Genomic DNA, 25,563 nt, shown 5'->3' on the forward strand with positions numbered 1-25,563 from the left:
GCGCAAGGTCCGGCCGATACCGGCACAGCGACCGCGGCTGGCGTAGTTTCGAAACAGCTCGTAGGATAATGGACAGCTTGTTCGGGATTTTCGACGGAAGAAGCGGGTGGACCGTTCGCTACCGGACAATTCGAGCCCGCTGTCCCGGAAAAGTCGCCCAATCCGTGCGACAGCAAAGGAGCGAACCCATGCCTCGGGAAATCGACCGGAGGGCCGCCCGCACCCGCAAAGCCCTCCACGAGGCGCTGCTGGCGCTGATGCTGCGCAAGGGCTACGAGGCCCTTTCGGTGCAGGACATCATCGACGAAGCCGATGTCGGCCGCTCGACATTCTATGCGCATTATACCGGCAAGGAGGACTTGCTGCGCAGCGGCTTCCAGATGCTTCGGGAGGAGCTCAAGGAGGCGCAGTCGGCGACGCGCGCTGGAGCCGAAGCATCGCACGACGATCCGCTAGGTTTCAGCACGGCCATGTTCGAGCATGCGGCCCGATATGCCGACCATTACCGCACGATGATCGGCGGGCGGGGCGGCGCCGTGACGGAGAGCGAAATCCGCCTGATCCTGTCGGAAATGGTGCGGCAGGAATTGCCCCCTACCCTCCATGGCGAGGCCATCCCGCGCGACTTCGTCGTGCAATTTATCGTCGGCGCTTTTCTTACAGCGTTGAATTGGTGGTTCGAGCGAAAGCCGAAATTGTCGCCGTCCCAGGTAGACGCCATGTTCCGGCGCCTGACGCTCGAGGGGCTTTCACACCTGATCGGCGGCGAGCACCGGCAGGTCGGTCGCCCGACCGCAAGCCGCGACACCGATTGATCGGTCTCAAGGACGCAAGAGACGCAGCGTTTATCCAAACCTCGCCGCCGTCCAAGCTCCTCCCGCCGCGTTCGACTCCACCGCGGCGGCGACAAACTTCACGCCGCGCGCGCCGTCGACGACATCGGGTACCTGCGCCGCGCGCGCGGCATCAACCGCACCGCCCGATCGATGCGCGCGAATAATCTCGGCGGCGTCGCGGTAGAAATTGGCGAAGGCCTCGATATAGCCTTCCGGATGCGCCGCCGGCATGCGCGAGACGCGCCGGGCTTCCGCCGTCGAGCCATGGCCCCCGCGCACCAGGGTGCGGGTTTCCTCGCCATAGGGCGAGAAGCGCAGTTCCTCCGGCCGCGATCCAAACCATTCGAGCCCGGCCTTCTCGCCATAGATGCGCACCGAAAGGTCGTTGTAGTGGCCGGGCGAGGTCTGGCTGGCGAGGATCGTGCCGCGCGCCCCGCCCGCCCAGCGCAGCAGCACATGCGCGTTGTCGTCGAGCCGCCGTCCCGGCACGGCGGTGAAGAGGTCAGCGGAAACCGCCTCGGCCTCGAAGCCGGAGACGAAGCTTGCCAGGTTAAAAGCATGTACGCCGATATCGGCGAGCACCGCCGACTGTCCGGCGCGCGCCGGATCGGTGCGCCATTCCGCCTGCTTCTGGCCCTCGGCGTCGATCGGCCTGGTCAGCCAGTCCTGGATGTAGGCGCCATGCACCGAAACGATGCGGCCGAGCTCGCCCGCCGCCACCATTTCGCGCGCCTGGCGGACCATGGCGTAGCCGGTATTGTTGAGCGTGATGACGAAGCGGCGCTGCTTCGCTTTTGTCAGCGCCACCAGCGCCTCCGCCTCGGCAAGCGTCGTCGACAGCGGCTTGTCGCAGATCACGTCGATGCCGGCCTCGAGGAACGCCGTGGCGATCGGCGCGTGCAGATGGTTGGGCGTGACGATAACGACCGCCTCGATGCCATCGGCCCGCGCCGCTTCGGCCTTCGCCATGGCGCGGTAGTCGGCATAGCTGCGCTCCGGCGCGATGCCGATCTCCGCGGCGGAGGCGGCTGCGTTCTCCGGATCGGAGGACAGCGCACCGGCGACCAGCGCGATCTGGTCGTCGAGCCGCATCGCCAGCCGGTGCACGGCGCCGATGAAGGCGTTGCGGCCGCCTCCGACCATGCCGACCCGCAGGCGTTGACGCGAGGTTCCGTCGGCAGTTGCATAGACCATGACTGCGATTCTCCCAAGGTTCGGCATGCCGGCCGGCGCGGATGTTTTCGAAATGATATTTCTATTTTTTGTTTTGTAAAACGATTGTGCCGCGTTAGCTTTTTAACCCTAGGGACCAGGCGATCGGGCGCTTCCGGAGGACAGGATCCGATGACGCATCCGACGGTTGGGTCACGATGAGGCATATCCTATGAGCGGCCATCGCGGAGCGGCTGACGAACCGTTCACAGATAGTCTGGAGACGGCGGCAAGAAAACGGAGCCGTTCGCTGGCAGCACTTGGCTACACGAAACCGCAAACCTACGAGGAATTGCGGGCCGTGCTTGCGTCGGGGACCGTGCATTTCCCAAAACGGCTTCGCCAGGTGGCGATCTTCCTCTGGCAGCACCCGAGCGAGGTGGCGCTTGGCACGATCGCGCAGGTGGCGGACCAGGCCGGCGTGCAGCCTTCGACCCTGGTGCGCTTCGCCCAGATCTTCGGCTATTCGGGCTTTTCCGATTTCCAGCTCCTGTTCAAGGACCGCATGAAGGGCTCCTGGTCGGACACGCAAGGCGGCCAGGACAAGGCCGCGGAGCCGAACGCCAACCTGCATTTTCTCAACGGCATGGTCGGTGCCTGCCAGGCCTCGCTCGGCCGCATCGGCAACGATCTCGATATCGCCGCTTTCGAGACGATGGTCGATCATCTGGCGGCGGCGGAGCTGATCTATGTCATCGGCAGCAAGCGCGCCTTCCCCGTCACCACCTATCTGTCGCTGACGCTCTCGCAGCAGGGCGTGCGCAACGTGCTGGTCGACAATGTCGGCTCGACCGCGCTCGACCAGGTCGGCTGCATCACGCCGCGCGACGCGGTACTGGCCGTCTCCTTCAGCCCCTACAACTCGATCACGCCCGACCTCGTCGCCGTGGCGCATGAGCGCAAGGCGCGCATTCTCACCATCACCGACAGCACCTTTTCGCCGCTGGCAAAACTCTCCGACACCTGGCTTGAAGTGGTCGAGCAGGACTTTGGCGGTTTCCGCTCGCTTGCCGCCTCGCTCGCGGTCGGCATGGCGTTGGTCCACGGCGTCGTCGCGCAGCGGACAGGCTGACAAGAGCAATTCCAGGCAAAGTGTGAGCGGTTAAGTTCGGCGTCTTCGCCGTAACCTTCCGTCCGGAATTGCGAAAGACAAGGGAGATAGAGCGGTTCACCGGTTCCATGAAAACGGTGAACCGCTTTAGCACGATTGACTAAAGAGAACCGTCGTTCCATATTCGAAAAAATGGAAACTTTGTTCCGGGAGGAGGAATGGAGGTTCGTCTCGACGGCAAGGTGGTGCTGGTCACCGGCGCGACGCAAGGCATCGGCCGGGCGATCGCTGAGACGCTTGCTCGCTCCGGCGCCGCCGGATTGCTGATCACCGGGCGGGACCAGAAGCGCGGCGACGCGGCCACCGCCGAACTCTCGGCCATGGGCACTCCCGCCGCCTTCGCTGCTGCCGATCTCGGTGATCCCGAGGCCCCGGTGCGGCTGGCCCAAGCCTGCATCGACCACTTCGGTCGCATCGACGGCTTGGTCAACGCCGCCGGCCTGACCGACCGCGCTTCTTTCGTCGATGGCACGCTCGACAACTGGGCGGCGCTTTTTGCCGTCAACGCCCGCGCGCCTTTCTTCCTGATGCAGGCGGCAATCGCCGATATGAAGAAACGCGGGCAGGGCGGCTCGATCGTCAACATCCTGTCGATCAACGCGCATTGCGGCTCGCCGGAGCTCGCCGTTTATTCCGCCACCAAGGGCGCGCTGGCAACGCTGACCAAGAACGCCGCCAATGCGCACCGCTTCGACCGCATCCGCGTCAACGGCATCAATGTTGGCTGGACCGACACGCCGGCCGAACGAGTCATGCAGGCCGAGACGCTCGGCCACGGTCCGGGCTGGCTCGACGCGGCCAATGCGACGCAACCCTTCGGCCGGCTGTTGTCCGTAACCGACATCGCCAATCTTGCCGTCTTCCTGCTTTCCGACGCGGCAGGTCCCATGACCGGGGCGCTGATCGACCAGGAGCAATGGGTGATCGGAGCCAATCGGTGAGCGCCGAGAACCTCGGCCCTGCCCTGCTCGGTCGATTGCCGGCCGAGGTCCGCACGCCGGCTTACGATCGCGCCGCGCTGAAGCCGGGCATCGCCCATATCGGCGTCGGCGCCTTCCACCGTTGCCATCAGGCCGAATACACCGACGATCTTCTGGCGAAGGATTTCGACCGCTGGGGACTGGTCGGCATCAACATCCGCCCTCCCCTGCTGGCCGGCACGCTAGGGCGCCAGGACGGCTGCTACACGCGGCTCATCCGCCAGAACGACGAGGTCGAGGCGCGCGTCATCGGCAGCATCATGCGCGTCGTCGACAGCCAGGACAGCGCGGCGCCGGCGCTGGATGTGCTCGCCTCGCCCGACATCGAGACGGTCACCATGACGGTGACCGAGAAAGGCTATTGCCACATCCCCTCGAACGGCGCGCTCGACCTCGACCATCCTGACATCGCGCACGACCTCGCCAATCCCGAGGCGCCGCGCAGCGTGCCCGGCATCCTGGCGCGCGCGCTGGAATTGCGCATGGCCACGCATGGCAGGCCGGTGACGCTGCTCTCCTGCGACAACATCCCGACCAACGGCATCATCCTTGGCAACGTCGTACGCACATTCGCCGAACGACGCGGCAGAGAACTGGCGGACTGGATCGAAGCCAATGTCGCCTTCCCCGCGGCCATGGTCGACCGCATCGCGCCGGCGACGACCGAGGCCGATATCGACACCATCGAGCAGCGCTTCGGCTACCGCGACAGCGCCGTCGTCGTCGGCGAGCGTTTCCGCCAATGGGTGATCGAGAACCGCTTCGCCGGTCGCGTGCCGCGCTGGGACCTTGTCGGCGCGACCTTCGTCGACGACGTTACGCCATTCGAGCACCTCAAGATGCGTGTGCTGAACGGTGCCCAGACGACGCTCAGCTATCTCGGAGTTTTGGGCGGCTTCGAGCACACGTTCGAGACCATCGCCGACCCGCTTCTGGCCAGTTTCGTCCGCCGCATGCTCACCGAGGAAACACTGCCGACGCTGATGCCCGTGCCCGGCATCGCGCCGGCCGCCTATGTCGAGCAGAGTCTGTCGCGCCTCACCAACACGGCGATACACCATCGCAACCACCAGATCGCCACCGACGGCTCGCAGAAGATCGTGCAGCGCCTGCTCAACCCGATCCGCGATCGGCTGGCGAAGGGCGAGGGAATTGCGCTCCTCTCGGTGCCGGTCGCCGGCTGGATGGCTTATCTGATCAAGGCTTCTTCCCGCTTCGGCCGCGCCTGGCAGGTGTCCGATCCGTTTGCCGACAAGATTGCCGCCATCGCCGACCGCATCGGTGCCGACAGCAAAGCGCTCGTCGATTCGATCCTCGCCATCGACGCTATCTTCGACCCGGCCTTGGCCGCCAACGCCAAATTCCGTGCCCATGTCGTCGCCGGGCTCGATGGTTTGCTTTCGGGCGATCCGATGGGCTTTGTCGGACAGGTCTGCGCTGGGCCAACCGATGCGCGGTTGAAGCAGCCGGCGCGATCTGCATAGTTAGCAACCGGGAGGGATCATGAAGCTTGGACTGCTGACAGCACCATTCCCCGACACGCCGCTCGGCCAAGTCGCCGACTGGGCGTGCTCGGCCGGCTTCGAGGCGCTGGAAATCGCCTGCTGGCCGAAGACTTCCGGCGCCAGCCGCCGCTACGCCGGCACCAGCCATATCGACGTGGACGTCCCGGCCGCTGAGGCCAAGGACATCGCGGCCGAGCTCGCTGGCAAGGGACTGGCCGTCTCGGGTCTCGGTTTCTATCCCAATCCGCTCCATCCCGACCAAGCGCATCGCGAAGCGGTGATCGACCATCTGAAGAAGGTGATCGTGCTTGCCAGCCGCATGGGCGTGCCGCTCGTCAACACCTTCTGCGGCGGCGATGCTTCGAAGACCATCGATGCCAACTGGGAGGATGCGCAGAAAGTCTGGCCGGCGATCATCGCCCATGCCCGCGAGCACGGTGTAAAACTCGCCTTCGAGAACTGCCCGATGATCTTCAGCTATGACGAATGGCCGGGCGGGCACAACATCGCCTACTCGCCTTATGCCTGGCGCCGCATCCTGGAAGCCTGGGGCGGCGATGTCGGCATGAACTTCGATCCCTCGCATCTCGTCTGGCAGATGATCGACAAGGAGCGCTTCATCCGCGAGTTCGGCGCAAACATGCTGCATGTGCATGCCAAGGACCTGATGATTGATCATGATGGTTTGTACGAGCGCGGAATCCTTTCGGCTGGCATAGGTTGGCAGGTGCCGCGCATGCCGGGGCTTGGGGACATCGACTGGAGCAGGATTTTTTCGGGCCTGTATCGGGCCGGCTATGACGGGCCGGTCATCATCGAGCACGAGGACCGGCGCTTCGAAGGGACGGACGAAAAGGTCAAGCGCGGCTTCCTGCTGGCCCGCGACGTGCTGCGCCCCTTCATCAAATAACGAAAGCTTGGCTCCGACTGAATCAGAGCCTGGAACCGAACTGAAAAGATCAATGTGGAGGAGTACTGAAATGAAAAGACATCTGACCGTGGCCTCGCTCCTTGCCGGCGCCGCGCTGCTTGCCTCGGTGGGCGCCTCGGCCGCCGCCGGCAAGTACACGATCGGCATTTCCAACACCGTGCAGGGCAATGGCTGGCGCGAGGAAATGATCTGCGCGATGAAGGCGCAGGCGCTCGCATCCGGCGAGGTGGCGAAGCTCAACATCGCCCATCGCAACACCGATGCCGCCGGCCAGCTCGAGGACATCCGCAACCTGATCAGCGCCAAGGTCGACGCCATCGTCGTCAACCCGGCCGATCCGGCAGGCATCAAGGCCGGTCTCGAGGAAGCGACGAAGGCCGGCATCATCGTCGTCGCCGTCGACCAGGCGGTGACCGAGCCGTCCGCCTACATCATCTCCAACAACCAGGAACAATATGCCTATCTCGGCGCCAAGTGGCTGTTCCAGCAGATGGGCGGCAAGGGTGAGGTGCTCTACATGCGCGGCGCCGCCGGCGCTTCGGCCGACTCGGATCGCGACAAAGGCTTCAAGAAGGCGCTTGCCGAATTCCCAGACGTGAAGGTCGCGCAGGAAGTCTTCACCGGCTGGCAGCAGGATCAGGCCAAGCAGCAGATCCTGTCCTTCCTCGCCACCGGCACCCCGATCAACGGCATCTGGACCTCGGGGATCGACAACGTCATCGTCGATGCGCTGGTCGAGCAGCAGGCGCCGATGGTGCCTGTGGTCGGCGCCGACAATGCCGGCTTCGTCGGCCAGTTGAGCTCGGTCAAGGGCCTGGTGGGCGCGGCCGTCACCAATCCCGGTTCGATCGGCGGCGCCGGCGTGACGCTGGCGCTCCAGATCCTCGACGGCAAGAAACCGGCGCAGCAGACCGTTCTGGTCGAACCGCAGCTTTGGGAAAACGCCACGGAGGAAGGCAAGGCCAAGCTGAAGAGCGTCGTCGATCCCTCGCTCAGCCCCGAATGGCCGGTCTCGATCTCGATCCCGGACTGGACGACCTACACCAAGGACCAGATCATCGCCTGCAAGGGCCCGGGCGAATAAGCGACGAAACCCTCTTCTGCCTTCTCCCCTTGTGGGAGAAGGTGGATCGGCGCGTAGCGCCGAGACGGATGAGGGGTATTCCAGGGAACGCCAACGTCTCACTCCGCTGGAGCACCCCTCATCCGTCGCCTTCGGCGACACCTTCTCCCACAAGGGGAGAAGGAGGAGGTCAGCCGCGGCCTGCATCGGTTTTTGGAACGAGAACCACACGATTTGACAACAAACCCGTTGCCGCAAAGCCCTCTCCTCGACGCCACCGGCGTAGCGAAGAACTATGGTGCAGTTGCCGCGCTGCGTAACGCCTCGCTGTCCGTGCTGCCGGGCGAGGTGCATGCGCTGATGGGCGCCAACGGCGCCGGCAAGTCTACGCTGGTGAAGATCCTGACGGGGGCGATCAAGGCAGACGCCGGCCGCATCCTGATCCGCGGCCAGCAGCTCGATGTCCGCTCGCCCGCCGCCGCCCGCCGCGCCGGCCTGCTGCCGGTCTACCAGGAACCCTCGCTGATCCCCGACCTCGATGTCCTATCCAATCTGCGGCTCACCGGCACGCCGGTCGAGCCGTTCCGCGCCTGGGTGCGCGAGCTCGGCATTGCCGACCTCGATATCCGCGAGACGGCGCATCATATCCCCTTGGCCATCCTGCGCGTGCTCGACTTGGCGCGCGCGCTCGCCGTCGAACCCGACGTGCTTCTCCTGGACGAGATGACCGCGGCGCTACCGGCGAACCTCGCTGAGAAAGTGCTGGAAGTCGTGCGCCGCCAGGGCGACGCCGGCCGTTCCGTCATCTTCATCTCGCACCGTTTCGTCGAGATCTCCGCGCTCTGCGACCGCGCCACCGTGCTGCGCGATGGCGCAACCGTCGGCGTTGTCGACATCGAGCCGGGCATCGAGGAAAGAATAGTCGAGATGATGCTCGGCACCCGCATCGAGAAGACGCGCGTCGCCGCGCGCGCGGCGAATGAAGGGGCGGTTGCCGGCGAGGGTCGTCCGCGATTGTCGGTCCGCAACCTGCAGCTAGGCACCAAGCTCAACGACGTCTCCTTCGATCTCGCCAATGGCGAGGTCGCCGGCGTCTTTGCACTCGAAGGTCAGGGCCAGGACGAGCTCTTCGCCGCGCTTGCCGGCTCGATCCGTCCGACCGGCGGCAGCATCGACGTCGACGGCGCGCCGGTCAAATTCTCGCATCCGAGCGACGCCATCCGGGCCGGCATCGCCTATGTGCCGGGCGACCGCGCCGAGGCCTTGGCCATGCAGCGTTCGGTGCGCGAGAACATCGCGCTGCCCTTCAGCGCGAAGCCGCGCAAATGGGGCCCGATCCGCATGCGCCGCGAGCAGGTGGTGGTTTCCGGCGCCATCGGCAGGTTGCAGATCGATACCCGCGCCCAGGGCGAAGTGCAGCGCCTGTCCGGCGGCAACCAGCAGAAGGTGACCATCGCTCGCTGGATCGCCGCCAACGCTCGCACCATCCTTTGCTTCGACGCGACGCGCGGCATCGATGTCGGCACCAAGCAGGAGATATACAAGCTGCTGCGCGAGCTCGCCGGCCAGGGTAAGTCGGTGCTGTTCTACACGTCCGAGATGGAAGAGGTGCAGCGTGTCTGCGACCGCGTCATCGTCATCTTCGGCGGCCGCGTCGTCGACACTTTCCCGGTCGAAGACGCCGACGAAGCGGCATTGATGCGGGCCGCCTACGGCCTGCCGCGCGGCGCCAGGGCGGATGTCGGCATCCTTGCCGAGGTCAAACCCGGTTCCAGCGCCGAGGCCGCGTCATGAGCCGCTTCTTGCGAAACCAAGGCTGGGTGGCAGGCCTGTTCGCTCTGCTGATCTTTGTCTTCGTCGTCACCAAGCTGATCCAGCCGGGCTATGGCAGCGGCGACTTCGGTTCGCTGGCGCGGGCGGTTCTGCCTTACGCCTTTGCCGTCGCGGCCCAGACCGTCGTCGTCATCGCCGGCGGCATCGATCTGTCGGTCGCCGCCATGATGGCGCTGACAAGCGTGACCGCTGCCTCGATGATGAACGGCGCCGGCGAGGAATATGCATTGTTCGTCGTGCCCTTCGTGCTGGCCATGGGGCTGGTGCTCGGCGCGCTGAACGGCGTGCTTATCGTCGTCACGCGGGTGCCCGACATCGTCGTCACCTTGGCCATGCTGTTCGTGCTGCAGGGCGCGGCGCTGCTGGTGCTTGGTGCTCCCGGCGGCGCCGCCGCCGAGTGGCTGAAGGCAAGCGTCATCGGCACCGCGCCCATCCCCGGCCTGCCGGACTGGGCCGACGCCTGGGTTCCGAAAGCCCTGGTGCTGCTCGTCGTCTGCCTCTGCATCGTGTGGATTCCGCTCAGGCGCTCGCGGCTTGGCCTCTCCATCTATGCCATCGGCAGCGACGAACTCGCCGCCTTTCGCAGCGGCGTGCCGGTGGCGCGCACCAGGATCGTCGCCTATGCGCTCTCCGGCCTGTTCGCCGCGATGGGTGGATTGTCTCTCACCATCAGCACCGGCATCGGCGCGCCCATTCCCGGGCCTTATCTGCTCGCCAGCGTCGCCGCCGTCGTGCTGGGCGGCGTCGCGCTCGGCGGCGGCAAGGGCGGCCTGCTCGGGCCGATCATCGCGGTCTTCGTGCTGCGGCTGGTGCGCACCGATCTGACGCTTCTGGCCATCGATCCGAACGTGACCGCCATCATCGAAGGCGCGATCATGGTCGCGGTCGTGATGTTCGGCGCCTTCATCACTATCCGCGGCCGTCCGGTAGGAGCAACGCCATGACCGACATCGCGACCATGCCCCAGCCGGTCTCGTTCGGGCGCCGCTTGAAGCGCTTCATGGCGGACCGGCCGCTCATCCCGCTGATCATCCTTTTGATCGTCCTCGTGGCGATCCTGCAGGTCCTGCGTCCGGGCATCGTCAACGAGCGCTGGATCGCCAACACGGCGAAATTCGCCATCCCGCTGGCGATCCTCGCCGGCTGCCAGACCATGACCATGCTGACCGGCGGCATCGACCTTTCGGTCGGCACCGTGGCGACGATGAGCGCCTTCATCATGGCGACACAAATCGTCAACCAGAATCCCGCGGTGGCTTTCCTGCTGGCCATGCTGCCCGCCGTGCTGATCGGCCTCGTCAACGGCATCGGCGTCGGCGTGTTCCGGGTGCATCCGCTGATCATGACGCTGGGCACCAGCCTGATAGGCACCGGCTTCCTGCAGGTCTACCAGCGCACCGTAATCGCCTCCGGCGCGAAAATCCCGGATTTCCTCAACTGGCTGGGCACCGGCCTCACCTACGGCTTTCCCAACGCGCTCTTCCTGTTCGTGCCGGTGGCGGTGCTGATCGTCTTCATGCTGAACCGCACCGGATTCGGCCGCCTGCTCTATGCCGTCGGCGACAACGAACGCGCCGCGCGCCTGTCAGGCGTCCGCTACTGGCAGGTGATCACGGCGCTCTATGTCCTCTCCAGCCTGCTCGCCGGCATCACCGGCCTGCTCTATATCGGCCTGATCAAGGCGCCCTCGCTGTCGCTCGCCGAGCCGCTGGTGCTGCCTTCGGTGGCGGCGGCCGTCATCGGCGGCACCTCGATCTTCGGCGGCCGCGGCGGCTACACCGGCACCATCGTCGGCGCGCTGATCCTGACGGTGCTGACGACGCTGCTCACCATCCTGCAGATGCCCGAAGGCGGCCGCCGCATCCTGTTCGGTTTCATCGTGCTGTTCGTGACGGCGGCGTATTTGAGGATCATCGAGGATCGGTAGTATTTGAGCTAAGGCATGTCGCGCAAAAGTGTGCAGCGGTTTTGCGGCAACGACATGCACAAAATAAGCGGCTCATCCCTGTCGCATCGGAGAGGCACCCCTTATGGCCGAGCGTTCGCGTGCTGCTGCAAACAGTCCCGCCGACGATGACCCTCGTCTTGCGTTCATCTACCAGGAGGCGGTGAGAGGTCTCACTGAGCCAAAACCGCGCTGTGGCCTTATAGGGGACCGGTGCAGGAAGACCTGGAGCGAGGTCGAAGTAGAACATTTCGAAGCCGGCGACGGCGACACGCATGGGTTACTCGGCGGCCTGCACTCGGCGGGCGTCGATGATCGCCCTGATCTCCGAGCGGCATGAGCCGCAATTGGTGCCCGCGCGCAGCGTCGAGCCGATCGCTTCGAGGCTGTCGCATCCCGAGGCGACCGCCGAAGCGAGCTGGTTGGCGCCGACATGGAAGCAGGCGCACACGACGCGCCCGATCGCAGGCATCGGCACGGGCGAGCGACCGGACAGAAGCGCATGGCGATCGGTCGTCGACAGCGGCTGGCGCGTGGCGAGCAACGACACCAGCCAGTCCCGCATGGGCAACTGGTCCGGAGCGGCGACCAGCAGGGCTTCGGCCATGGCGCCGCCTTCTTCGATCGCAGCGGCGCGATAGGCGAGCCCGCGACGATCGGTGTATTCCAGGAGCTGGTCCCGTCGTTGCGCGCCGAGCAGCTTGCGCGCCAGGAGAATGCCCTGGTCCGGCGGCTCGGTTCCGGTCAGCTCGTAGACCCATCCGCCCTCGACAGCATGCCGGCTCCAGTGAACGAAACCGGTCGGCCTGAGATCGCGCCGCGTGATGAGCACACCCGCCCATCCAGTGTCTTCCCGCACGATTCTCACCGGAACATGCTTGAGCTCCGGCTGGCCGGAATGCGGATCAGTGACCGACGAGGATAAGAGGCCGGCTGCTGCCCTGGCCGCGAACTGGCCGCTCCAATGCATGGGCATGAAGGCTTGGCCGCGCCGCTGTGCGTCGGCCACGCGCACCCTGGCGCGGACGAAGCCGAAGCGGGTTGAAAGATGAGCGAGGTCGCCATCCTTGAGCTGATGCGCCGCCGCGTCCGCCGGATGGAGGTCGACTGCGGGCTCCGGCGCGTTCGCCATCAAACGCGGCACGTTTCCGGTGCGCGTCATAGTGTGCCACTGGTCGCGCAGCCGGCCGGTGTTCAAGGCAAGCGGATAGTCCGCGTCGACCGTGAAGGCCGTCGCCTCCTGCCGCACCGGCACGAAACGCGCGCGGCCGTCTTGTGTCGGGAAACGGCCATCGGAGAAAAGTCTCGTCTGCTGCTCGTATCGCTCCGACGCGGGCCAATGGCGCGGCGCGAAGGCGGAATAATCTTCATCGCTGAGATCAGCCACACCGCCAAGGTCGAACAGACGCTTGCCGTCGTTCTCGAAGGCGGAGAGCGCTGCATGCTCGCGGAAGATCGCGGCCGGCGTCCGGTAGGCGAAGGCCTCGCCAAAGCCCATGCGCGCGGCGACCTCGCAGATGATGCGCCAGTCGGCCTTCGCCTCGCCGGGCGGCGGCAGGAACGGGCGCTGGCGCGAGAGGCGCCGTTCCGAATTGGTGACGGTGCCGTCCTTCTCGCCCCAGGCGGCGGCCGGCAGCAGCACGTCGGCATAGCGCGTGGTGTCGGTGCGGGTCACGTCCGAGACCGCGACGAAATCGCATTTGGACAACGCAGCGCGCACACGCGAAGCGTCGGGCATTGAGACGGCGGGATTGGTGCCCATGATCCATAGGGCCTTGATGCGGCCGTCGGCGACCGCCTGGAACATGTCCACGGCCTTCAGGCCGCCGCGCCGCGCGACGTTTGGCGCATTCCAGAAGCGGGAAACCCGGTCGATATTGGCCTCGTCCCCGAAATCCATATGCGCGGCAAGCTGGTTGGCCAGACCGCCGACCTCGCGCCCGCCCATGGCGTTCGGCTGCCCGGTGACCGAGAACGGCCCCATGCCGGGCCTGCCGATGCGGCCGGTGGCGAGATGGCAGTTGATGATGGCGTTGACCTTGTCAGTCCCATGCGCCGACTGGTTGACGCCCTGGCTGTACACGGTGACCGTCCGCTCGGTCTCGGCGAAGAGATCGTAGAAGGCCTGGACGTCGGCTGCCGCCAGTCCGCACCCTTTCGCGACGCGCGCGATCGACGGCGCATCGGCGGCGGCGAGCGAAGCTGCCGCATCGAAGCCCGCTGTATGGTCGCGGATGAAAACGGCATCGGTCTTTCCGGCTTGCGCGAGATGCGCGAGCAGCCCGTTGAACAAGAGCACGTCCGTGCCAGGATCGAGCGCCAGATGCAGGTCGCACTCGTCCGCCGTTGCGGTGCGGCGAGGATCGATGACGACGATCCTGGTCCCCCGCTCCCCGCGCGCCGCGAGCATGCGCTGGTAGAGCACCGGATGGCACCATGCGGTGTTGGAGCCGGTGAGCACGATGAGATCGGCGCGCTCGAAATCCTCATAGACACCGGGAACGATGTCCTCGCCGAAAGCGCGGCGGTGGCCGGCAACGGACGAGGCCATGCAGAGCCGCGAATTGGTGTCGATATTCCCCGAGCCGATGAAGCCCTTCATCAGCTTGTTGGCGACGTAATAGTCCTCGGTGAGCAACTGGCCCGAGACGTAGAAGGCGATCGAGTCCGGGCCGTGCTCGGCTACCGCCTGCAAGAATTTCGCGGCCACGAGGTCGAGCGCTTCGTCCCAGCTCGCCGGCTTGCCGAGAATCTCCGGCCGCAGCAAACGGCCTTCGAGGCCGAGCGTCTCGCCGAGAGCCGAACCTTTCGAGCAGAGCCGGCCGAAATTGGCCGGATGATCGGGGTCGCCGCGAACGGTCGTCGTGCCGTCCGCGGCGACCTCGGCGAGCACGCCGCAGCCCACCCCGCAATAGGGGCAGGTGGTCCTCACCTCGCGTGCTTCTTGCATGCCTCAGGCCGCTTTCGAGGCCAGCGCTTCGAGCGCGATGAACAACCGTTCGCCCTCGACCTTGACCGGGATAGTCCGGACCGAGCCTTCGTCGGCGCCAAGCGCCTTTCCTGTCTCCAGCGAGATCACCCAATTGTGCAGCGGGCAAGTCACCGCAGCGCCATGGACGATGCCCTGGCTGAGTGGCCCGCCCTTGTGCGGGCAGTGGTCGTCGATGGCAAAGACCTGGTCGTCTGCCGTGCGGAAGACGGCGATCTTGCCTTGCGGTGTCGCAACGCAGCGCGCCCCGCGCGGCGGAATGTCAGTGACGGAACCGATGGCGATCCAGGTCATGCGGCCTTCCTCGTCTTTGGCTGACGGGAATGCGCCCAGGCACTCCCCTCTGTCCTGCCGGACATCTCCACCGCAAGGGGGGAGATTGGCAGCTTGGGCGCCCCGCCCAATCCTGCAACGCTGGTGAATTGCGAAGGCCGCAGTGATGGCTGATCTCCCCCCTTGCGGGGGAGATGGCCGGCAGGCCAGAGGGGGGTGCCTCGCGCTGACATCTCCATCATTCCGCCGCCTCCGCGAACCCGACCGACGCCATCGGCCTGAACTCATGCTTGTCCTTGCCGGAGACGCGCTCCGACCACGGATCGACCTGCGCGAATTTTTGGCTGAAGACGAAGCGGTCGAAGAGCGTCCTGCGGCGCTCGGCATCGTCCAGGATCTGCTTCTTGATCTCGGCGGTGCCGATCCGCTTGGCCCATTTGTAGATGCGCTCCAGATAGCGGGCCTGCTCGCGGTACATCTGGACGAGAGCCACGATCGTCTCAAGCGCCTCGTCCTCGGTCTTCACCAGCCCCAGCACTTCCGTGCCCTTGATGTCGAGGCCGGCGGCGCCAGCGAAGTGAATTTCGTAGCCAGAATCGACGCACACCACGCCGACATCCTTGCAGGTCGCTTCCGCGCAGTTGCGCGGGCATCCCGACACCGCCATCTTCACCTTGGCCGGCGTCCAGGAACCCCACATGAACTTCTCGATACGGATGCCGAGCCCGGTCGAATCCTGCGTGCCGAAGCGGCACCAGTCCGAGCCGACGCAGGTCTTCACCGTGCGCAGGCCTTTGGCATAGGCATGGCCGGAGACGAAGCCCGCCTTGCCGAGATCGGCCCATACCGCCGGCAGGTCTTCCTTGCGGATGCCAAGCATGTCGATGCGTTGGCCGCCCGTCACCTTGACCATCGGGATATCGAACTTGTCGACCACGTCGGCGATGGCACGCAATTCGCCGGCGCTGGTGACCCCGCCCCACATGCGCGGCACCACTGAATAGGTGCCGTCCTTCTGGATGTTGGCGTGCACGCGCTCATTGATGAAGCGCGACTGGTAGTCATCGGCATATTGATCCGGCCAGTCGCAGACGAGATAGTAGTTGAGCGCCGGCCGGCACTTGGCGCAGCCGCAGGAGGTCTTCCACTCCAGCTCCTGCATGACAGCGGGGATCGTCTTCAGGCCCTTTGCCTTGATCAGGCGCCGCACGTCGTCATGGCCAAGGCTCGTGCAGCCGCACATGGGCTGCACCGCTGCCGGATTGTAGGCGTCACCCAGCGTGAGCTTCAGCAACTGCTCGACGAGACCCGTGCACGAGCCGCACGAGGCCGAGGCCTTGGTGTGGGCGCGCACGTCGTCGAGGCCGGTCAGCCCCTTCGCCGTGATCGCGCCGGTGATCTTGCCCTTGCAGACGCCGTTGCAGCCGCAGATTTCCGCATCATCCGCCAGTGCCGCAACGGCCGCCAAAGGGTCCGAGGAAGCGCCTCCCTGGAACGCCTGGCCGAAGATCAGCGTGTCGCGCATCTCCGATATGTCGGTCGCCTTCTTCTTGAGGTCGTTGAACCAGGCGCCGTCTGCGGTCTCGCCGAACAGCACCGTGCCGATGATGCGGTTGTCCTGCAGCACCACACGCTTGTAGATGCCGGCGGAGGCGTCGCGCAGGATGATCTCCTCGCGGTCGTCGCCGTCGGCGAAGTCGCCCAGCGAATAAAGATCGATGCCGGTGACCTTGAGCTTGGTCGGCGTGTCGGAGTGGACGAAACGCCTGTCCTCACTGTCCGTCAGTTTGGCTGCCGCCACCCGTGCCATCTCGTAGAGAGGCGCGACCAGCCCGTAGACATGGCCGCCGACCTCGGCGCATTCGCCGAGCGCCATGATGGCGGGGTCGGAAGTCCGCATGCGGTCGTCGACGACGATGCCGCGATTGACCTCGAGCCCAGCCTCCTTGGCCAAAGCGGTGCTCGGCCGGATGCCGACCGCCATCACCACCAGCGTCGCCGGAATGATCGTGCCGTCCATAAGCTCGACACCCTCGACCTTGCCGTTGCCGACAATGGCCTTGGTGTTGGCCTTGGTCACGACCTTGATGCCGCGCGCCTCGACGGCTTTCTGCAGCAGATAACCGGCGGCCGGGTCGAGCTGGCGCTCCATCAGCGTCGGCATGACGTGCAGCACGGTGACGTCCATGCCGCGCTCTTTCAGGCCGGCCGCGGCTTCGAGGCCGAGCAGGCCGCCGCCGATAACGACCGCCTTGGCGCGCGACTGCGCGGCAAGCAGCATGGCGTTGACGTCGTCGAGATCGCGATAGCTGAGAACGCCGGGCAAGTCCTTGCCCGGAACCGGAATGATGAAGGGAACCGAGCCGGTGGCGATGACCAGCCTGTCGTAGCTCTCGGTGACGCCGTGGTCCGAGGTGACGGTCTTGGCCTCCCTGTCGATGGCGACGATCCGGTGGCCCTTGTAGAGGGTGATGCCATGCTTGATGTACCAGCCATCGCCATGGATGACGATCTCCTCGAACGCCTTCTCGCCCGAAAGCACCGGCGACAGCATGATGCGGTCGTAGTTCACGCGCGGCTCGGCGTTGAAGATGGTGACGGCGTAGCGGTCGGGCGCGGCCTCCAGCAGGTGCTCGAGCATCCTGCCCGGCGCCATGCCGTTGCCGATGATGACGAGTTTCTCGGTCATGTCGCTCTGCTCCGATCTATTCGGCGGCGTAGGAAAGGGATGCGTTGTTGACGGCGGCGGCGCGCTCCATCCGGCGGATGGTGACGTGCATCCAGACCAGGCAGGAGACGACGATGAGGAAGAGCAGCATGAAGCAGCTCGACCAGACCCCGGTGAGATCGTTCAGCGCGCCGAAGGCGATCGGCAGGATGAAGCCGCCGAGCCCGCCGATCATGCCGACGACGCCGCCGACCGCGCCGACGCTCTGCGGATAATAGGCGGGGATGTGCTTGTAGACGGCCGCCTTGCCGAGGCTCATGAAGAAGCCGAGCACGCAGGCGACGCCGATGAAGGCGAGCGGGCCGATCTCGAAATGGAAGGGGATCGGCCCGCTGATGCCGCGCACGACATAGTCTGCCGAGGGGAGAGACAGAACGAGTGTCGCGACGGCACAGACGCTGAAGGTCCAGTAGAGCACGGTGCGGGCGCCGATGCGGTCGGAAAGCACGCCGCCATAGGCGCGGAAGATGCTGGCGGGGATCGAATAGGCGGCGCCGATCATGCCGGCGGTGGCGATGCCGAAACCGTAGACGCCGATCAGGTAGCGCGGCAGCCAGAGCGACAGCGCCACGAACGCGCCGAAGGAGAAGAAATAGTAGAATGCGAAGCGCCAGACCCGCAGGTTCTTCAGCGGCGCGAATTCCTGCCAGAAGCTTCTTGCGGGCGCAGCCTTGCCGGCGCGGCGCTCGCGGATGACCGGATCGTCGCCGGTGGTGAACCAGAAGATGGCCGCCATGACGACCAGCGCCGCGGCCCAGATCAACGCCACCGACTGCCAGCCCCAGGCGAGCAGCACGAAGGGCGCCACGAACTTGGTGACAGCGGCGCCGACATTGCCGACGCCGAAAATGCCGAGCGCAGTGCCTTGTTTTCCGGCCGGGAAGAAGCGCGAGACATAGGCGACGCCGACGGCAAAGGAGCCGCCGGCAAGGCCGACGCCGAGCGCGGCAAGCAGCATCTGACCGTAGGTGTGGGCGAAAGCGAGCAGGAAGGTCGCGATCGCCGCGGCGAGCATGGTCGCTGTATAGACCAGGCGTCCGCCATAGCGGTCTGTCCAGACACCGAGCACCATGCGCACGAGTGAGCCGGTCAGGATCGGCGTGCCGACGAGCAGGCCGAACTCGGTCTCGTTCAGGCCGAGCTCCTGCTTGATACGCACGCCGATGATGGAAAAGATCGTCCACACCGCAAAGCACACGGTGAAGGCGATGGTGGACATCACGAGCGCCTGCCTGGGAGCATTATCCTGGCTGGGCGAGGCTGGGAGGTTTGCAGTCATGGTCGGCTCCGGTTTGCGGCGTGGGAGGCACCGCGCGTTGTGTTGATCAGAGGCGTGGCATCGGTCAGTGCGGCGAGACCGGGACTTGCGCGGTCACTTGTGGCCCCTTGGCCTCGCTTTCGTGATTGGCTGGGAACAGCAGGAGCGCCGCGGTGAACAGCGCCGCGGTCAGCGCGCTGCTCACCAGGAAATCGCGACGGGTGAAATCCTTGAGCAATGTCGTTGCGATCCGTTTCGTCATCGTCGTCTCCGCTCGGCGCCGGCTGGATCGGCGCCATCGATTTGCGTGGTCGGGTCCAAATACGAAAAAAGCCGCCGTCCAGGCCTTGCGCGTCCGTACATCCGGGATCGCGTGGTGACCTGAGCGGCAGCTTTGCCTGTGGCGCCCGCCATTGGACGCCTGTTCCATTGCCCGCGAACGGGCTCGATCACTTCAAAGCACGAAGCGTGCCAGTTTCGTTCGGAAGCGGAATTTCAAGGAAAATCAATGACGTGGGAGCTTTGCCCTTCGACCGGGCCGAGCGGCGGCGCGATCAAACATTGATCAATGGCACAGGCATTGCGCATAAATTTTGTGCAATGCACAAGAATGGCGCGCAAATGATCAGGCGCGCCGCTGGCCGGCAATATAGGCGTCTATCCGGTCCGGATCGAAGATCTGGCCGTCGAAAAATCCGTCGGGGCCAAGGACCAGGCTTGCGCCCGCGGAGCCGACCGGCGTTGCCATCCTCAGCGCGCCCTCCACCTTGGCATTGGCACCGGGCAAGGCGACGCCAAGCGGCCTCAATGCCGCGCGGTAGAGATCGGGCCGATAGCAGTCGCGGGCGATGGCGAGGTTTTGCGGCGTATGCGGCAACTGCCCCCAACGCACCATCTGCGTGTAGAACCAAAGCGCATGGCTCTTCCAGGGAAAGTTGGCCGCCTTGTCGAAGGGCAGGAAGAAATCCTCGACGCGCCGTGCCGCGCCCCCGCCAAGTTGAAGCTGCCCGGTCAGGGCCGGCATCTGGATCGCCTCCGGCTGGCCAAGAAAGTCGGGCCGCGCCATCAGCGCCGCCAGCTCGCCGCGGTGTGCCGGATCCTGGCACCAGCGGGCGGAGTGATGCAGCGCCCTCAGCAGCGCCGCCAGCGCGTCCGGGTTCTCTTCGGCCCACATCTTGCGCACCCCGATCACCTTTTCCGGGCTGTTGCGCCACAGCAGCGCCTTCACGGTGACGACGTAGCCGGTGCCCGCCGCGACGGCGGCGCTGTTCCAGGGCTCGCCGACGCAATAGCCGTCGATGCGGCCGGCGGCCAATGCATCGGCCATGAAGGGCGGCGGCACGATGACGATCTCGATATCGCGGTCGGGATCGACGCCGCAGGCGGCGAGCCAGTAGCGCAGCTCATAATTGTGCCCGGAATGCGGATGCACGACGGCGAAACGCAGCGGTTCGCGGCCGGCGGCCGCCCGCTCACGGATTAATGCGCCGAGCGCTGCTCCGGCGCGCGCCGGATCAAGGTCAGGTGCTGCGTCATGCGCCGCCATGCCTTGCCACACCGCATTGGAAACAGTGATGCAATTGCCGCCGAGCCCGAGCGAGAACGGCACGATGGTCTCAGAAGCAAGCGGCGTGAGGCCGAGGCTGCAGGCGAGCGGCATCGGCCCGAGCATATGGGCGACATCGAAGTGGCCGATGGCGATGCGGTCGCGGATATTGGCCCAGGAGGTCTCGCGATGCAGCTTGAGCTCGATGCCCTCGCGCGCGGCAAAGCCCATCTCGCCGGCTGCGACCAGGACGGCGCTGTCGAAGAGCGGCATGAAGCCGGCGGTGATCTGACGCGCTGCCGACATGCTCATTCGCCCTCCTGCGGTCCCAGCAACCCCGCCGCCGTCACCAGGCTCTGAGCGATATCGGCGATCTTGCGGTTCTGGTTCATGGCGGTCCTGCGCAGCAGCGCATAAGCCGCCTCCTCGCTTAAGCCCCGCGACCTCATCAATATGCCCTTGGCCCGGTCGATGACCTTGCGGTTCTCGAGCTCGCTGCGCGCCTCCTCCAGTTCGCGCGCCATGCGCGAGAAAGCATTGAAGCGACTGATCGCCATGTCGAGGATCGGCTTGATGCGCTCCTTCTTCAGCCCGTCGACCACATAGGCGGACACGCCGGCATCGACGGCCGCTTCGATCGAGGCCTGGTCGGAGCGGTCGACGAACATCGCGATCGGCCGCTTCACCACGCGCGACAGCTGGAACATGTTCTCCAGCATGTCGCGGTTGGGATTTTCGAGATCGATGACGATGACGTCCGGCTCGATCTCGGCGATGCGCCGGGCGATGCCGGCGACGTCATGGACGACCGTGACATGGCGATGGCCGGCGTCCCGCAATCCGGCCTCGATGATAGAGGCACGGATGCGGTTCTCGTCGATAACAAGGATGGTCAACGAACCGGCGGACATGCGCCTATTGTGCAGGCCGGGCGGAATTGTGCAATGCGGCAATCGACTGGGGTGGATCGCAACCGCCCTCAAGGCATGAACTGCGACCCGCCCAATCCTGCGTTGCCGCTAGGGAGGTTGGCCGCCTTTCTCACTCCTCTCTGAAGGCGTGAGCAAAACTGTCGGCGACCGGCTGGAAGAGATACTCGAGCATGGTTCGCTTGCCGGTGACAACGGAGACCTCCACCGGCATTCCCGGATATAGCTTCACCTGCGGAAGCTTCTTAAGCTCATCGGCGCCCACCTCGACGGTCCCCCGGAAAAAAGTCGCGCCGCTGCGCTCGTCGATCTCTGCGTCGGCCGAAACACGGGTAAGGGCGCCCTTCACCGTGGGCGTGGTTCTCTGCTTATAGGCGACCAGCCGCACCGTCGCCGGCAGACCGGGGCGAGCGACATCGATATCCAGGGGCTGAAGCTTGACGTCCAGCACCATCTTGTCCTGATCGGGAACGAGATCGAGAATAATCCCGCCGGGAGGTACAACTCCGCCCGGCGTGAAATATCGAAGGTTCATCACCGCCCCATCTTCCGGCGCAACGACATCGCGGCGCGCCGCGCGCGCGTCGGTCTTCTGAAGCGCCTTTTCGAGCTCGGAGCGTTTGGTCTGGATGTCACGAAGGTCCTCAGCCGCCTTCTTGATGTACGAAAGCCGGCCATTGTCGATCTGTGCATTGGCCTCGGCGATCTGCTGCCGCAGGCTTTCTATGTTCCCACGGTTCGACTCAGCCTCGCCTTGTGCTGCGATGATCTGCCGTTCGAGCTGGAGCACGCGGGACTTCACCCCATAGCCTTTCTTGAGCAGCGTGCGGGCGTCCGCCAACTCTTCCCGCAGAGACGGCAACTGGATCTCGAAGGCCGCAACTCTCGCAGCGAGCGCCGACATCTGGGCATGGTACTGGGCGATCCGCTGCTGCCAGACTTCGACCTCCGACGCCTGAACCTTGGCCTGGTCCTGGAAGATACGCTCCTGACCGGCAAGGGCCTCGGCGACGGTCGGTTCGCTTCGCCGGGCCGACAGGTCTGCCGGGAATGGAATCGTGCTCAGGCCGTCGCGCTGCGCGATCAGGCGGGCTTCGCCGGCGAGCGCCGCATCGAGTTCACCGCGCACGGCATCGCGGTCGGATTCCGCGTCGAGCCCGTCGAGGCGGACCAGTATCTGGCCCTGCCTGACCTGGTCTCCTTCCCGGACCAGGATTTCCCGGATGATGCCGCCTTCCAGGTGCTGTACGGTCTTGCGATTGCTGTCGACCTTCACTACCCCGGGCGCGACCGCAGCGCTTGTCAGCGGCGCGGTGGCTGCCCAGAGGCCGAAGCCGCCGAACAGCAGGCCGATGACGGTCAGGCCACCGAAGACATGGGCGCTCACCGCCGGCCAGGCGGTCGGTGGCGGCGGCATTTCCAACGACAAGGTGGCTTCCGTCACGATCCGGTCCTTTCGGAGCTCACGACTCGGACCTGCGGCGCAGCCGAGTTCTGCTCGGGGCGGCGCAGTTGCGCAAGCACGCCGTCGCGCGGGCCGAACATTTGCGGCTGGCCTTCGTTTAGCACCAGGACGCAGTCGACGTTCACCATCAGCGACGGGCGGTGGGCGACGATCACCACGGTCGAACCTGCCTCCTTCATCGCGGCAATCGCCTGGTTCAGGGCTTCCTCGCCGACGGCATCGAGATTGGAGTTCGGCTCGTCCAGCACCAGCAGCGCCGGACGGCGATAGAGCGCCCTGGCAAGCCCTATGCGCTGGCGCTGCCCCCCGGAGAGCACCGAACCCTGTTCGCCTATCTCGGTATCGTAGCCATTTGGGAGCCTGAGGATCATCTCGTGCACGCCCGCCATGCGGGCGGCGGCCACGATCTCGGCCGGATCGCCTTGCTCCATGCGGGCGATGTTCTCGCGGACGGTTCCGGGAAAGAGTTCGACGTCCTGCGGGAGATAGCCCACATAGGAGCCGAAATCGGCGCGGTTCCAGGCAAACACGTCGACACTGTCGAGCCGAACCCGCCCCTGCTGTGGCGAAAGCATGCCGACGATCAGGCGGGCAAGCGTCGACTTGCCGGCGGCCGACGGCCCGATCACCGCAAGCACCTGGCCCGGCGGCACGGCGAAGGAGAGGTTCCTGAGCACGGGCTCCTTTGCGCCAGCCGGCATATATGTGACGGCGTCGACCGAGAGCTGCCCCTGGGGACGCGGCAATTCCATCCCCGGCGGGCGCAGCGACGGAGTCTCGAACAGCCGGTCCAGCCGGCGCCAGGCCTCGCGCGCGGCGGTGGTCTGCTTCCAGGTGGCGATAGCCTGCTCGACCGGCGCGAGCGCGCGCGACATGATGATCGACGCCGCGATCATGGCGCCGGGCGAGACTTCGTGGCGCAGCGACAGCCAGGCGCCGAGCCCCAGCACCGCGACCTGCAGGAACATACGGAACGGCTTGGTGAATGCATTGATCAGGCCGGCCCAGTCGCTGGCGGTTGTCTGCAGCGCGAGCACGGACGCATTGGCCGCGTCCCAACGCCGGGCAAGCACCCCGCCCATGCCCATCCCGTCGATGACTTCGGCATTGCGGAAACCGGCATCCGCCGCTTGGTAGGCGCGCGCGGAAGCGGCGTTGGCCTGCTTGAGCGTGTTGGCCGTCAGCGCGTTGTTGGCAAGGGCGAGGCCGAACAAGATGATCGCGCCGCCCAGCGCCAGAAGTCCGAGCAGGGGATGCAGCAGGAAGACGAAGCCGAGATAGAGCGGCATCCATGGCGCGTCGAACAGCGCCATGATGCCGCCGCCGCCAAGATAGCCGCGCAGCGTGGCGAGGTCGCGCAGCGCCTCGGTACGGTAGGATGAGCCGCGCAACGCGTTCTCAAGCCCGCGGCCCAGCACCTGCGGCGACAGCACGCGGTCGATCCAGGTGCCGAGCTGCACCAGCAACCGGGAGCGGAAGAATTCGAGCGCGCCCATTGCAGCCAGCGCCGCCGTCGTAATCAGCGTCAGATAGACGAGCGTTTCCACGCTGCGTCCCGTCAGCACGCGATCATAGACCTGCAGCATGTAGATCGAGGTCGAGAGCACGAGCAGGTTGATGACGAAGCTGAACCCCGCCACCGCGGCGAAACCGCCGCGGCAGCGGGAGAGAGCAAGCTTTAGGGGAGAGAGGCCTTCCATCATCTTATCTGCCGCCCTCTGTCACTTTTCATGGTTGTCAGGCGCTCAGGTTGAAGTCGTTGGCAGTGAGCGTAGAGACCCCCATCAAATGGATTTCGATGATGTGGGCTCCACCCGCCACACTCTCGGCCGAGTCTCCGGTATTGGCATAGACGATCGTGTTGCCACTCCCGTCGCTCTGCCAGGCAACGGTATGAGCAGCCAGATTTCCACCCGAGACCGTGCCTGTTGCCGTTAGGCTAAGGGTGCTCGCAAAGTCGATGAAGTCGTGACTCGACACGCCCGTCCAGTGCTGGAAATCGAGAATGGTGTCGAAGGCTGAGTGCGTTGAATCGCTCACCGCCTCGAACCGGAAATGATCATCCCCGGCTCCGCCGCTCAACCAGTCGGCGCCGCCAAGGCCCTTGATCGCATCGTTGCCGCTCCCGCCGAAGATGTAGTCGACGCCGCTGGAGCCTGTTAGGCCGTCGGTGCCGGCACGACCGTCTGCGATGTTGGGGTTCGTGCTGCTTAGAACGATCCCGTCATCCCCGTTTCCGCCGCTGCCGTTGCCGATCCAGACATTGAAGGTCTGCGGCGACGAGGAAGCGGCATGGTTGTCGGTCGCGGTGACTATGAGCGTCCCGGTCAGTGTCTGCCCCGTAGGCACGTTGACAATCAGCGAGCCGTTGCTGGCAACGGAGACCGAGCCATTGCTGTTGAGGCCGGGCGTGAAAGTGCTCGCGAATGTGACGGTGTCCTGAGCATCGGGATCGGTCGAAACAAACGAGCCTAGGCTCGGAGCCTGTCCATCCGGCAATGGCGTCGAGCTTGGGACGAAAACCGGGGCGCTCGGCGCATGATTGGTCACGGGCTCGTCGGCACCGTTCACAGTGATGTCGATGACGTGGTCCGTGCCATCTACCGACGTTACATGGATCTGATCATGCGGATGGTCCGCGGAGTTCAGAGCCTGAACGTTGGCGGCGCCATTGTTGAGCGTATAAACCCAGTTGCCGGCGGCATCGATGGTCAATGACCCGTATGTGCCCGCGATCGGATTGCTGCCGTTGTGCACCTGGAACGAACTCTGGCCTGCGTCAGGATCGTTGACGGTCAGAGCACCGTTTACGGTCAGGACGGCATCCTCGGTCACAGAGCCGGTGCTGGTGCCGGTGATCACCGCCGCATCGTTGGCGCCGATGATGGTGACCTGGGCGGTCTGCGCCACCGACGCGCCGTGCTCGTCGACCACGTCGTAGCTCAGGTTGAGCACCGCG

Annotated in this window: 20 protein-coding genes; 9 read left to right on the forward strand and 11 right to left on the reverse strand. The window is 65.4% G+C overall.

Annotated elements, in window-relative coordinates:
* Positions 1-188: 188 nt before the first annotated feature.
* Complete coding sequence (locus LB535_RS03390; RefSeq protein WP_095766241.1) at positions 189-815, forward strand: TetR/AcrR family transcriptional regulator; 627 nt, start codon at positions 189-191, stop codon at positions 813-815.
* A gap of 30 nt (positions 816-845) precedes the next feature.
* On the opposite strand, the gene LB535_RS03395 is transcribed toward LB535_RS03390, so the two are convergent.
* On the reverse strand, positions 846-2,030 hold the full coding sequence (locus LB535_RS03395) for a Gfo/Idh/MocA family protein (protein ID WP_224631151.1): 1,185 nt from the start codon (positions 2,028-2,030) through the stop codon (positions 846-848).
* A gap of 190 nt (positions 2,031-2,220) precedes the next feature.
* Here LB535_RS03395 and LB535_RS03400 point away from each other — a divergent pair, with 190 nt between their 5' ends.
* The 8 genes from LB535_RS03400 to LB535_RS03435 all read left to right on the forward strand — a co-directional run bounded on the left by LB535_RS03400 (position 2,221) and on the right by LB535_RS03435 (position 11,398).
* Positions 2,221-3,120 carry a MurR/RpiR family transcriptional regulator gene (locus LB535_RS03400; protein WP_224631152.1) on the forward strand — a complete coding sequence of 300 codons (900 nt, stop codon included), beginning with the start codon at positions 2,221-2,223 and terminating at the stop codon, positions 3,118-3,120.
* Between the two features lie 197 nt (positions 3,121-3,317).
* Positions 3,318-4,100 carry an SDR family oxidoreductase gene (locus LB535_RS03405; RefSeq protein WP_224631153.1) on the forward strand — a complete coding sequence of 261 codons (783 nt, stop codon included), beginning with the start codon at positions 3,318-3,320 and terminating at the stop codon, positions 4,098-4,100.
* On the forward strand, positions 4,076-5,623 hold the full coding sequence (locus tag LB535_RS03410) for a mannitol dehydrogenase family protein (RefSeq protein ID WP_224631154.1): 1,548 nt from the start codon (positions 4,076-4,078) through the stop codon (positions 5,621-5,623). Before LB535_RS03405 ends, LB535_RS03410 begins: the two co-directional genes overlap by 25 nt.
* Before the next feature lie 19 nt (positions 5,624-5,642).
* A complete protein-coding gene (locus LB535_RS03415; RefSeq protein ID WP_224631155.1) occupies positions 5,643-6,554 on the forward strand; it encodes a sugar phosphate isomerase/epimerase family protein in 912 nt (303 codons plus the stop codon).
* 52 nt (positions 6,555-6,606) lie between these two features.
* Positions 6,607-7,659 (forward strand): ABC transporter substrate-binding protein, encoded by a 1,053-nt coding sequence (locus LB535_RS03420; RefSeq protein WP_411969517.1) that lies wholly within the window; start codon positions 6,607-6,609, stop codon positions 7,657-7,659.
* Between the two features lie 228 nt (positions 7,660-7,887).
* A complete protein-coding gene (locus LB535_RS03425) occupies positions 7,888-9,432 on the forward strand; it encodes a sugar ABC transporter ATP-binding protein (protein ID WP_224631194.1) in 1,545 nt (514 codons plus the stop codon).
* Complete coding sequence (locus LB535_RS03430; protein ID WP_224631157.1) at positions 9,429-10,415, forward strand: ABC transporter permease; 987 nt, start codon at positions 9,429-9,431, stop codon at positions 10,413-10,415. The genes LB535_RS03425 and LB535_RS03430 overlap by 4 nt, the downstream gene beginning before the upstream one ends.
* Positions 10,412-11,398, forward strand: coding sequence for an ABC transporter permease (locus LB535_RS03435; protein WP_224631158.1), 987 nt, complete (start codon positions 10,412-10,414; stop codon positions 11,396-11,398). The genes LB535_RS03430 and LB535_RS03435 overlap by 4 nt, the downstream gene beginning before the upstream one ends.
* 298 nt (positions 11,399-11,696) lie before the next feature.
* Here LB535_RS03435 and LB535_RS03440 read toward each other — a convergent pair whose 3' ends face one another.
* The 10 genes from LB535_RS03440 to LB535_RS03485 all read right to left on the reverse strand — a co-directional run.
* Positions 11,697-14,366: a nitrate reductase gene (locus tag LB535_RS03440; protein ID WP_224631159.1), complete on the reverse strand. Its 2,670-nt coding sequence runs from the start codon at positions 14,364-14,366 to the stop codon at positions 11,697-11,699.
* A gap of 3 nt (positions 14,367-14,369) precedes the next feature.
* Positions 14,370-14,699 (reverse strand): nitrite reductase small subunit NirD, encoded by a 330-nt coding sequence (gene nirD, locus LB535_RS03445; protein WP_224631160.1) that lies wholly within the window; start codon positions 14,697-14,699, stop codon positions 14,370-14,372.
* Positions 14,700-14,916: 217 nt separating this feature from the next.
* The gene (nirB, locus tag LB535_RS03450; protein WP_224631161.1) at positions 14,917-17,367 is read right to left on the reverse strand and encodes a nitrite reductase large subunit NirB; all 2,451 of its coding nucleotides are present in this window, start codon (positions 17,365-17,367) and stop codon (positions 14,917-14,919) included.
* A 16-nt stretch (positions 17,368-17,383) separates the two neighbouring features.
* Positions 17,384-18,685, reverse strand: coding sequence for an MFS transporter (locus LB535_RS03455; protein WP_224631162.1), 1,302 nt, complete (start codon positions 18,683-18,685; stop codon positions 17,384-17,386).
* A 64-nt stretch (positions 18,686-18,749) separates the two neighbouring features.
* Entirely contained in the window at positions 18,750-18,926 is a 177-nt protein-coding gene (locus tag LB535_RS03460) for a twin-arginine translocation signal domain-containing protein (RefSeq protein WP_224631163.1), read from the reverse strand.
* 363 nt (positions 18,927-19,289) lie between these two features.
* Entirely contained in the window at positions 19,290-20,516 is a 1,227-nt protein-coding gene (locus LB535_RS03465) for a CmpA/NrtA family ABC transporter substrate-binding protein (RefSeq protein ID WP_224631195.1), read from the reverse strand.
* A 2-nt stretch (positions 20,517-20,518) separates the two neighbouring features.
* Positions 20,519-21,121: an ANTAR domain-containing response regulator gene (locus tag LB535_RS03470; RefSeq protein WP_224631164.1), complete on the reverse strand. Its 603-nt coding sequence runs from the start codon at positions 21,119-21,121 to the stop codon at positions 20,519-20,521.
* A gap of 130 nt (positions 21,122-21,251) precedes the next feature.
* Entirely contained in the window at positions 21,252-22,583 is a 1,332-nt protein-coding gene (locus LB535_RS03475; protein WP_224631165.1) for an HlyD family type I secretion periplasmic adaptor subunit, read from the reverse strand.
* Positions 22,580-24,307 (reverse strand): type I secretion system permease/ATPase, encoded by a 1,728-nt coding sequence (locus LB535_RS03480; protein WP_224631166.1) that lies wholly within the window; start codon positions 24,305-24,307, stop codon positions 22,580-22,582. The genes LB535_RS03475 and LB535_RS03480 overlap by 4 nt, the downstream gene beginning before the upstream one ends.
* A gap of 34 nt (positions 24,308-24,341) precedes the next feature.
* A partial coding sequence (locus LB535_RS03485) for a VCBS domain-containing protein (RefSeq protein WP_224631167.1) occupies positions 24,342-25,563 on the reverse strand: 1,222 nt, incomplete at its 5' end.

Source organism: Mesorhizobium sp. CA10, assembly GCF_020165285.1.
Taxonomy (GTDB): Bacteria; Pseudomonadota; Alphaproteobacteria; order Rhizobiales; family Rhizobiaceae; genus Mesorhizobium.

Bases quoted from the DNA above. Each gene is read 5' to 3' on its own strand.
- LB535_RS03410 (WP_224631154.1), top strand. From the start codon at position 4,076: ATGGGTGATCGGAGCCAATCGGTGAGCGCCGAGAACCTCGGCCCTGCC.
- LB535_RS03420 (WP_411969517.1), top strand. From the start codon at position 6,607: ATGTGGAGGAGTACTGAAATGAAAAGACATCTGACCGTGGCCTCGCTC.
- LB535_RS03460 (WP_224631163.1), bottom strand. From the start codon at position 18,926: ATGACGAAACGGATCGCAACGACATTGCTCAAGGATTTCACCCGTCGC.
- LB535_RS03405 (WP_224631153.1), top strand. From the start codon at position 3,318: ATGGAGGTTCGTCTCGACGGCAAGGTGGTGCTGGTCACCGGCGCGACG.
- nirB (WP_224631161.1), bottom strand. From the start codon at position 17,367: ATGACCGAGAAACTCGTCATCATCGGCAACGGCATGGCGCCGGGCAGG.
- LB535_RS03480 (WP_224631166.1), bottom strand. From the start codon at position 24,307: ATGATGGAAGGCCTCTCTCCCCTAAAGCTTGCTCTCTCCCGCTGCCGC.
- LB535_RS03455 (WP_224631162.1), bottom strand. From the start codon at position 18,685: ATGACTGCAAACCTCCCAGCCTCGCCCAGCCAGGATAATGCTCCCAGG.
- LB535_RS03440 (WP_224631159.1), bottom strand. From the start codon at position 14,366: ATGCAAGAAGCACGCGAGGTGAGGACCACCTGCCCCTATTGCGGGGTG.
- LB535_RS03390 (WP_095766241.1), top strand. From the start codon at position 189: ATGCCTCGGGAAATCGACCGGAGGGCCGCCCGCACCCGCAAAGCCCTC.
- LB535_RS03430 (WP_224631157.1), top strand. From the start codon at position 9,429: ATGAGCCGCTTCTTGCGAAACCAAGGCTGGGTGGCAGGCCTGTTCGCT.
- LB535_RS03415 (WP_224631155.1), top strand. From the start codon at position 5,643: ATGAAGCTTGGACTGCTGACAGCACCATTCCCCGACACGCCGCTCGGC.
- LB535_RS03465 (WP_224631195.1), bottom strand. From the start codon at position 20,516: ATGTCGGCAGCGCGTCAGATCACCGCCGGCTTCATGCCGCTCTTCGAC.
- nirD (WP_224631160.1), bottom strand. From the start codon at position 14,699: ATGACCTGGATCGCCATCGGTTCCGTCACTGACATTCCGCCGCGCGGG.
- LB535_RS03470 (WP_224631164.1), bottom strand. From the start codon at position 21,121: ATGTCCGCCGGTTCGTTGACCATCCTTGTTATCGACGAGAACCGCATC.
- LB535_RS03395 (WP_224631151.1), bottom strand. From the start codon at position 2,030: ATGGTCTATGCAACTGCCGACGGAACCTCGCGTCAACGCCTGCGGGTC.
- LB535_RS03435 (WP_224631158.1), top strand. From the start codon at position 10,412: ATGACCGACATCGCGACCATGCCCCAGCCGGTCTCGTTCGGGCGCCGC.
- LB535_RS03400 (WP_224631152.1), top strand. From the start codon at position 2,221: ATGAGCGGCCATCGCGGAGCGGCTGACGAACCGTTCACAGATAGTCTG.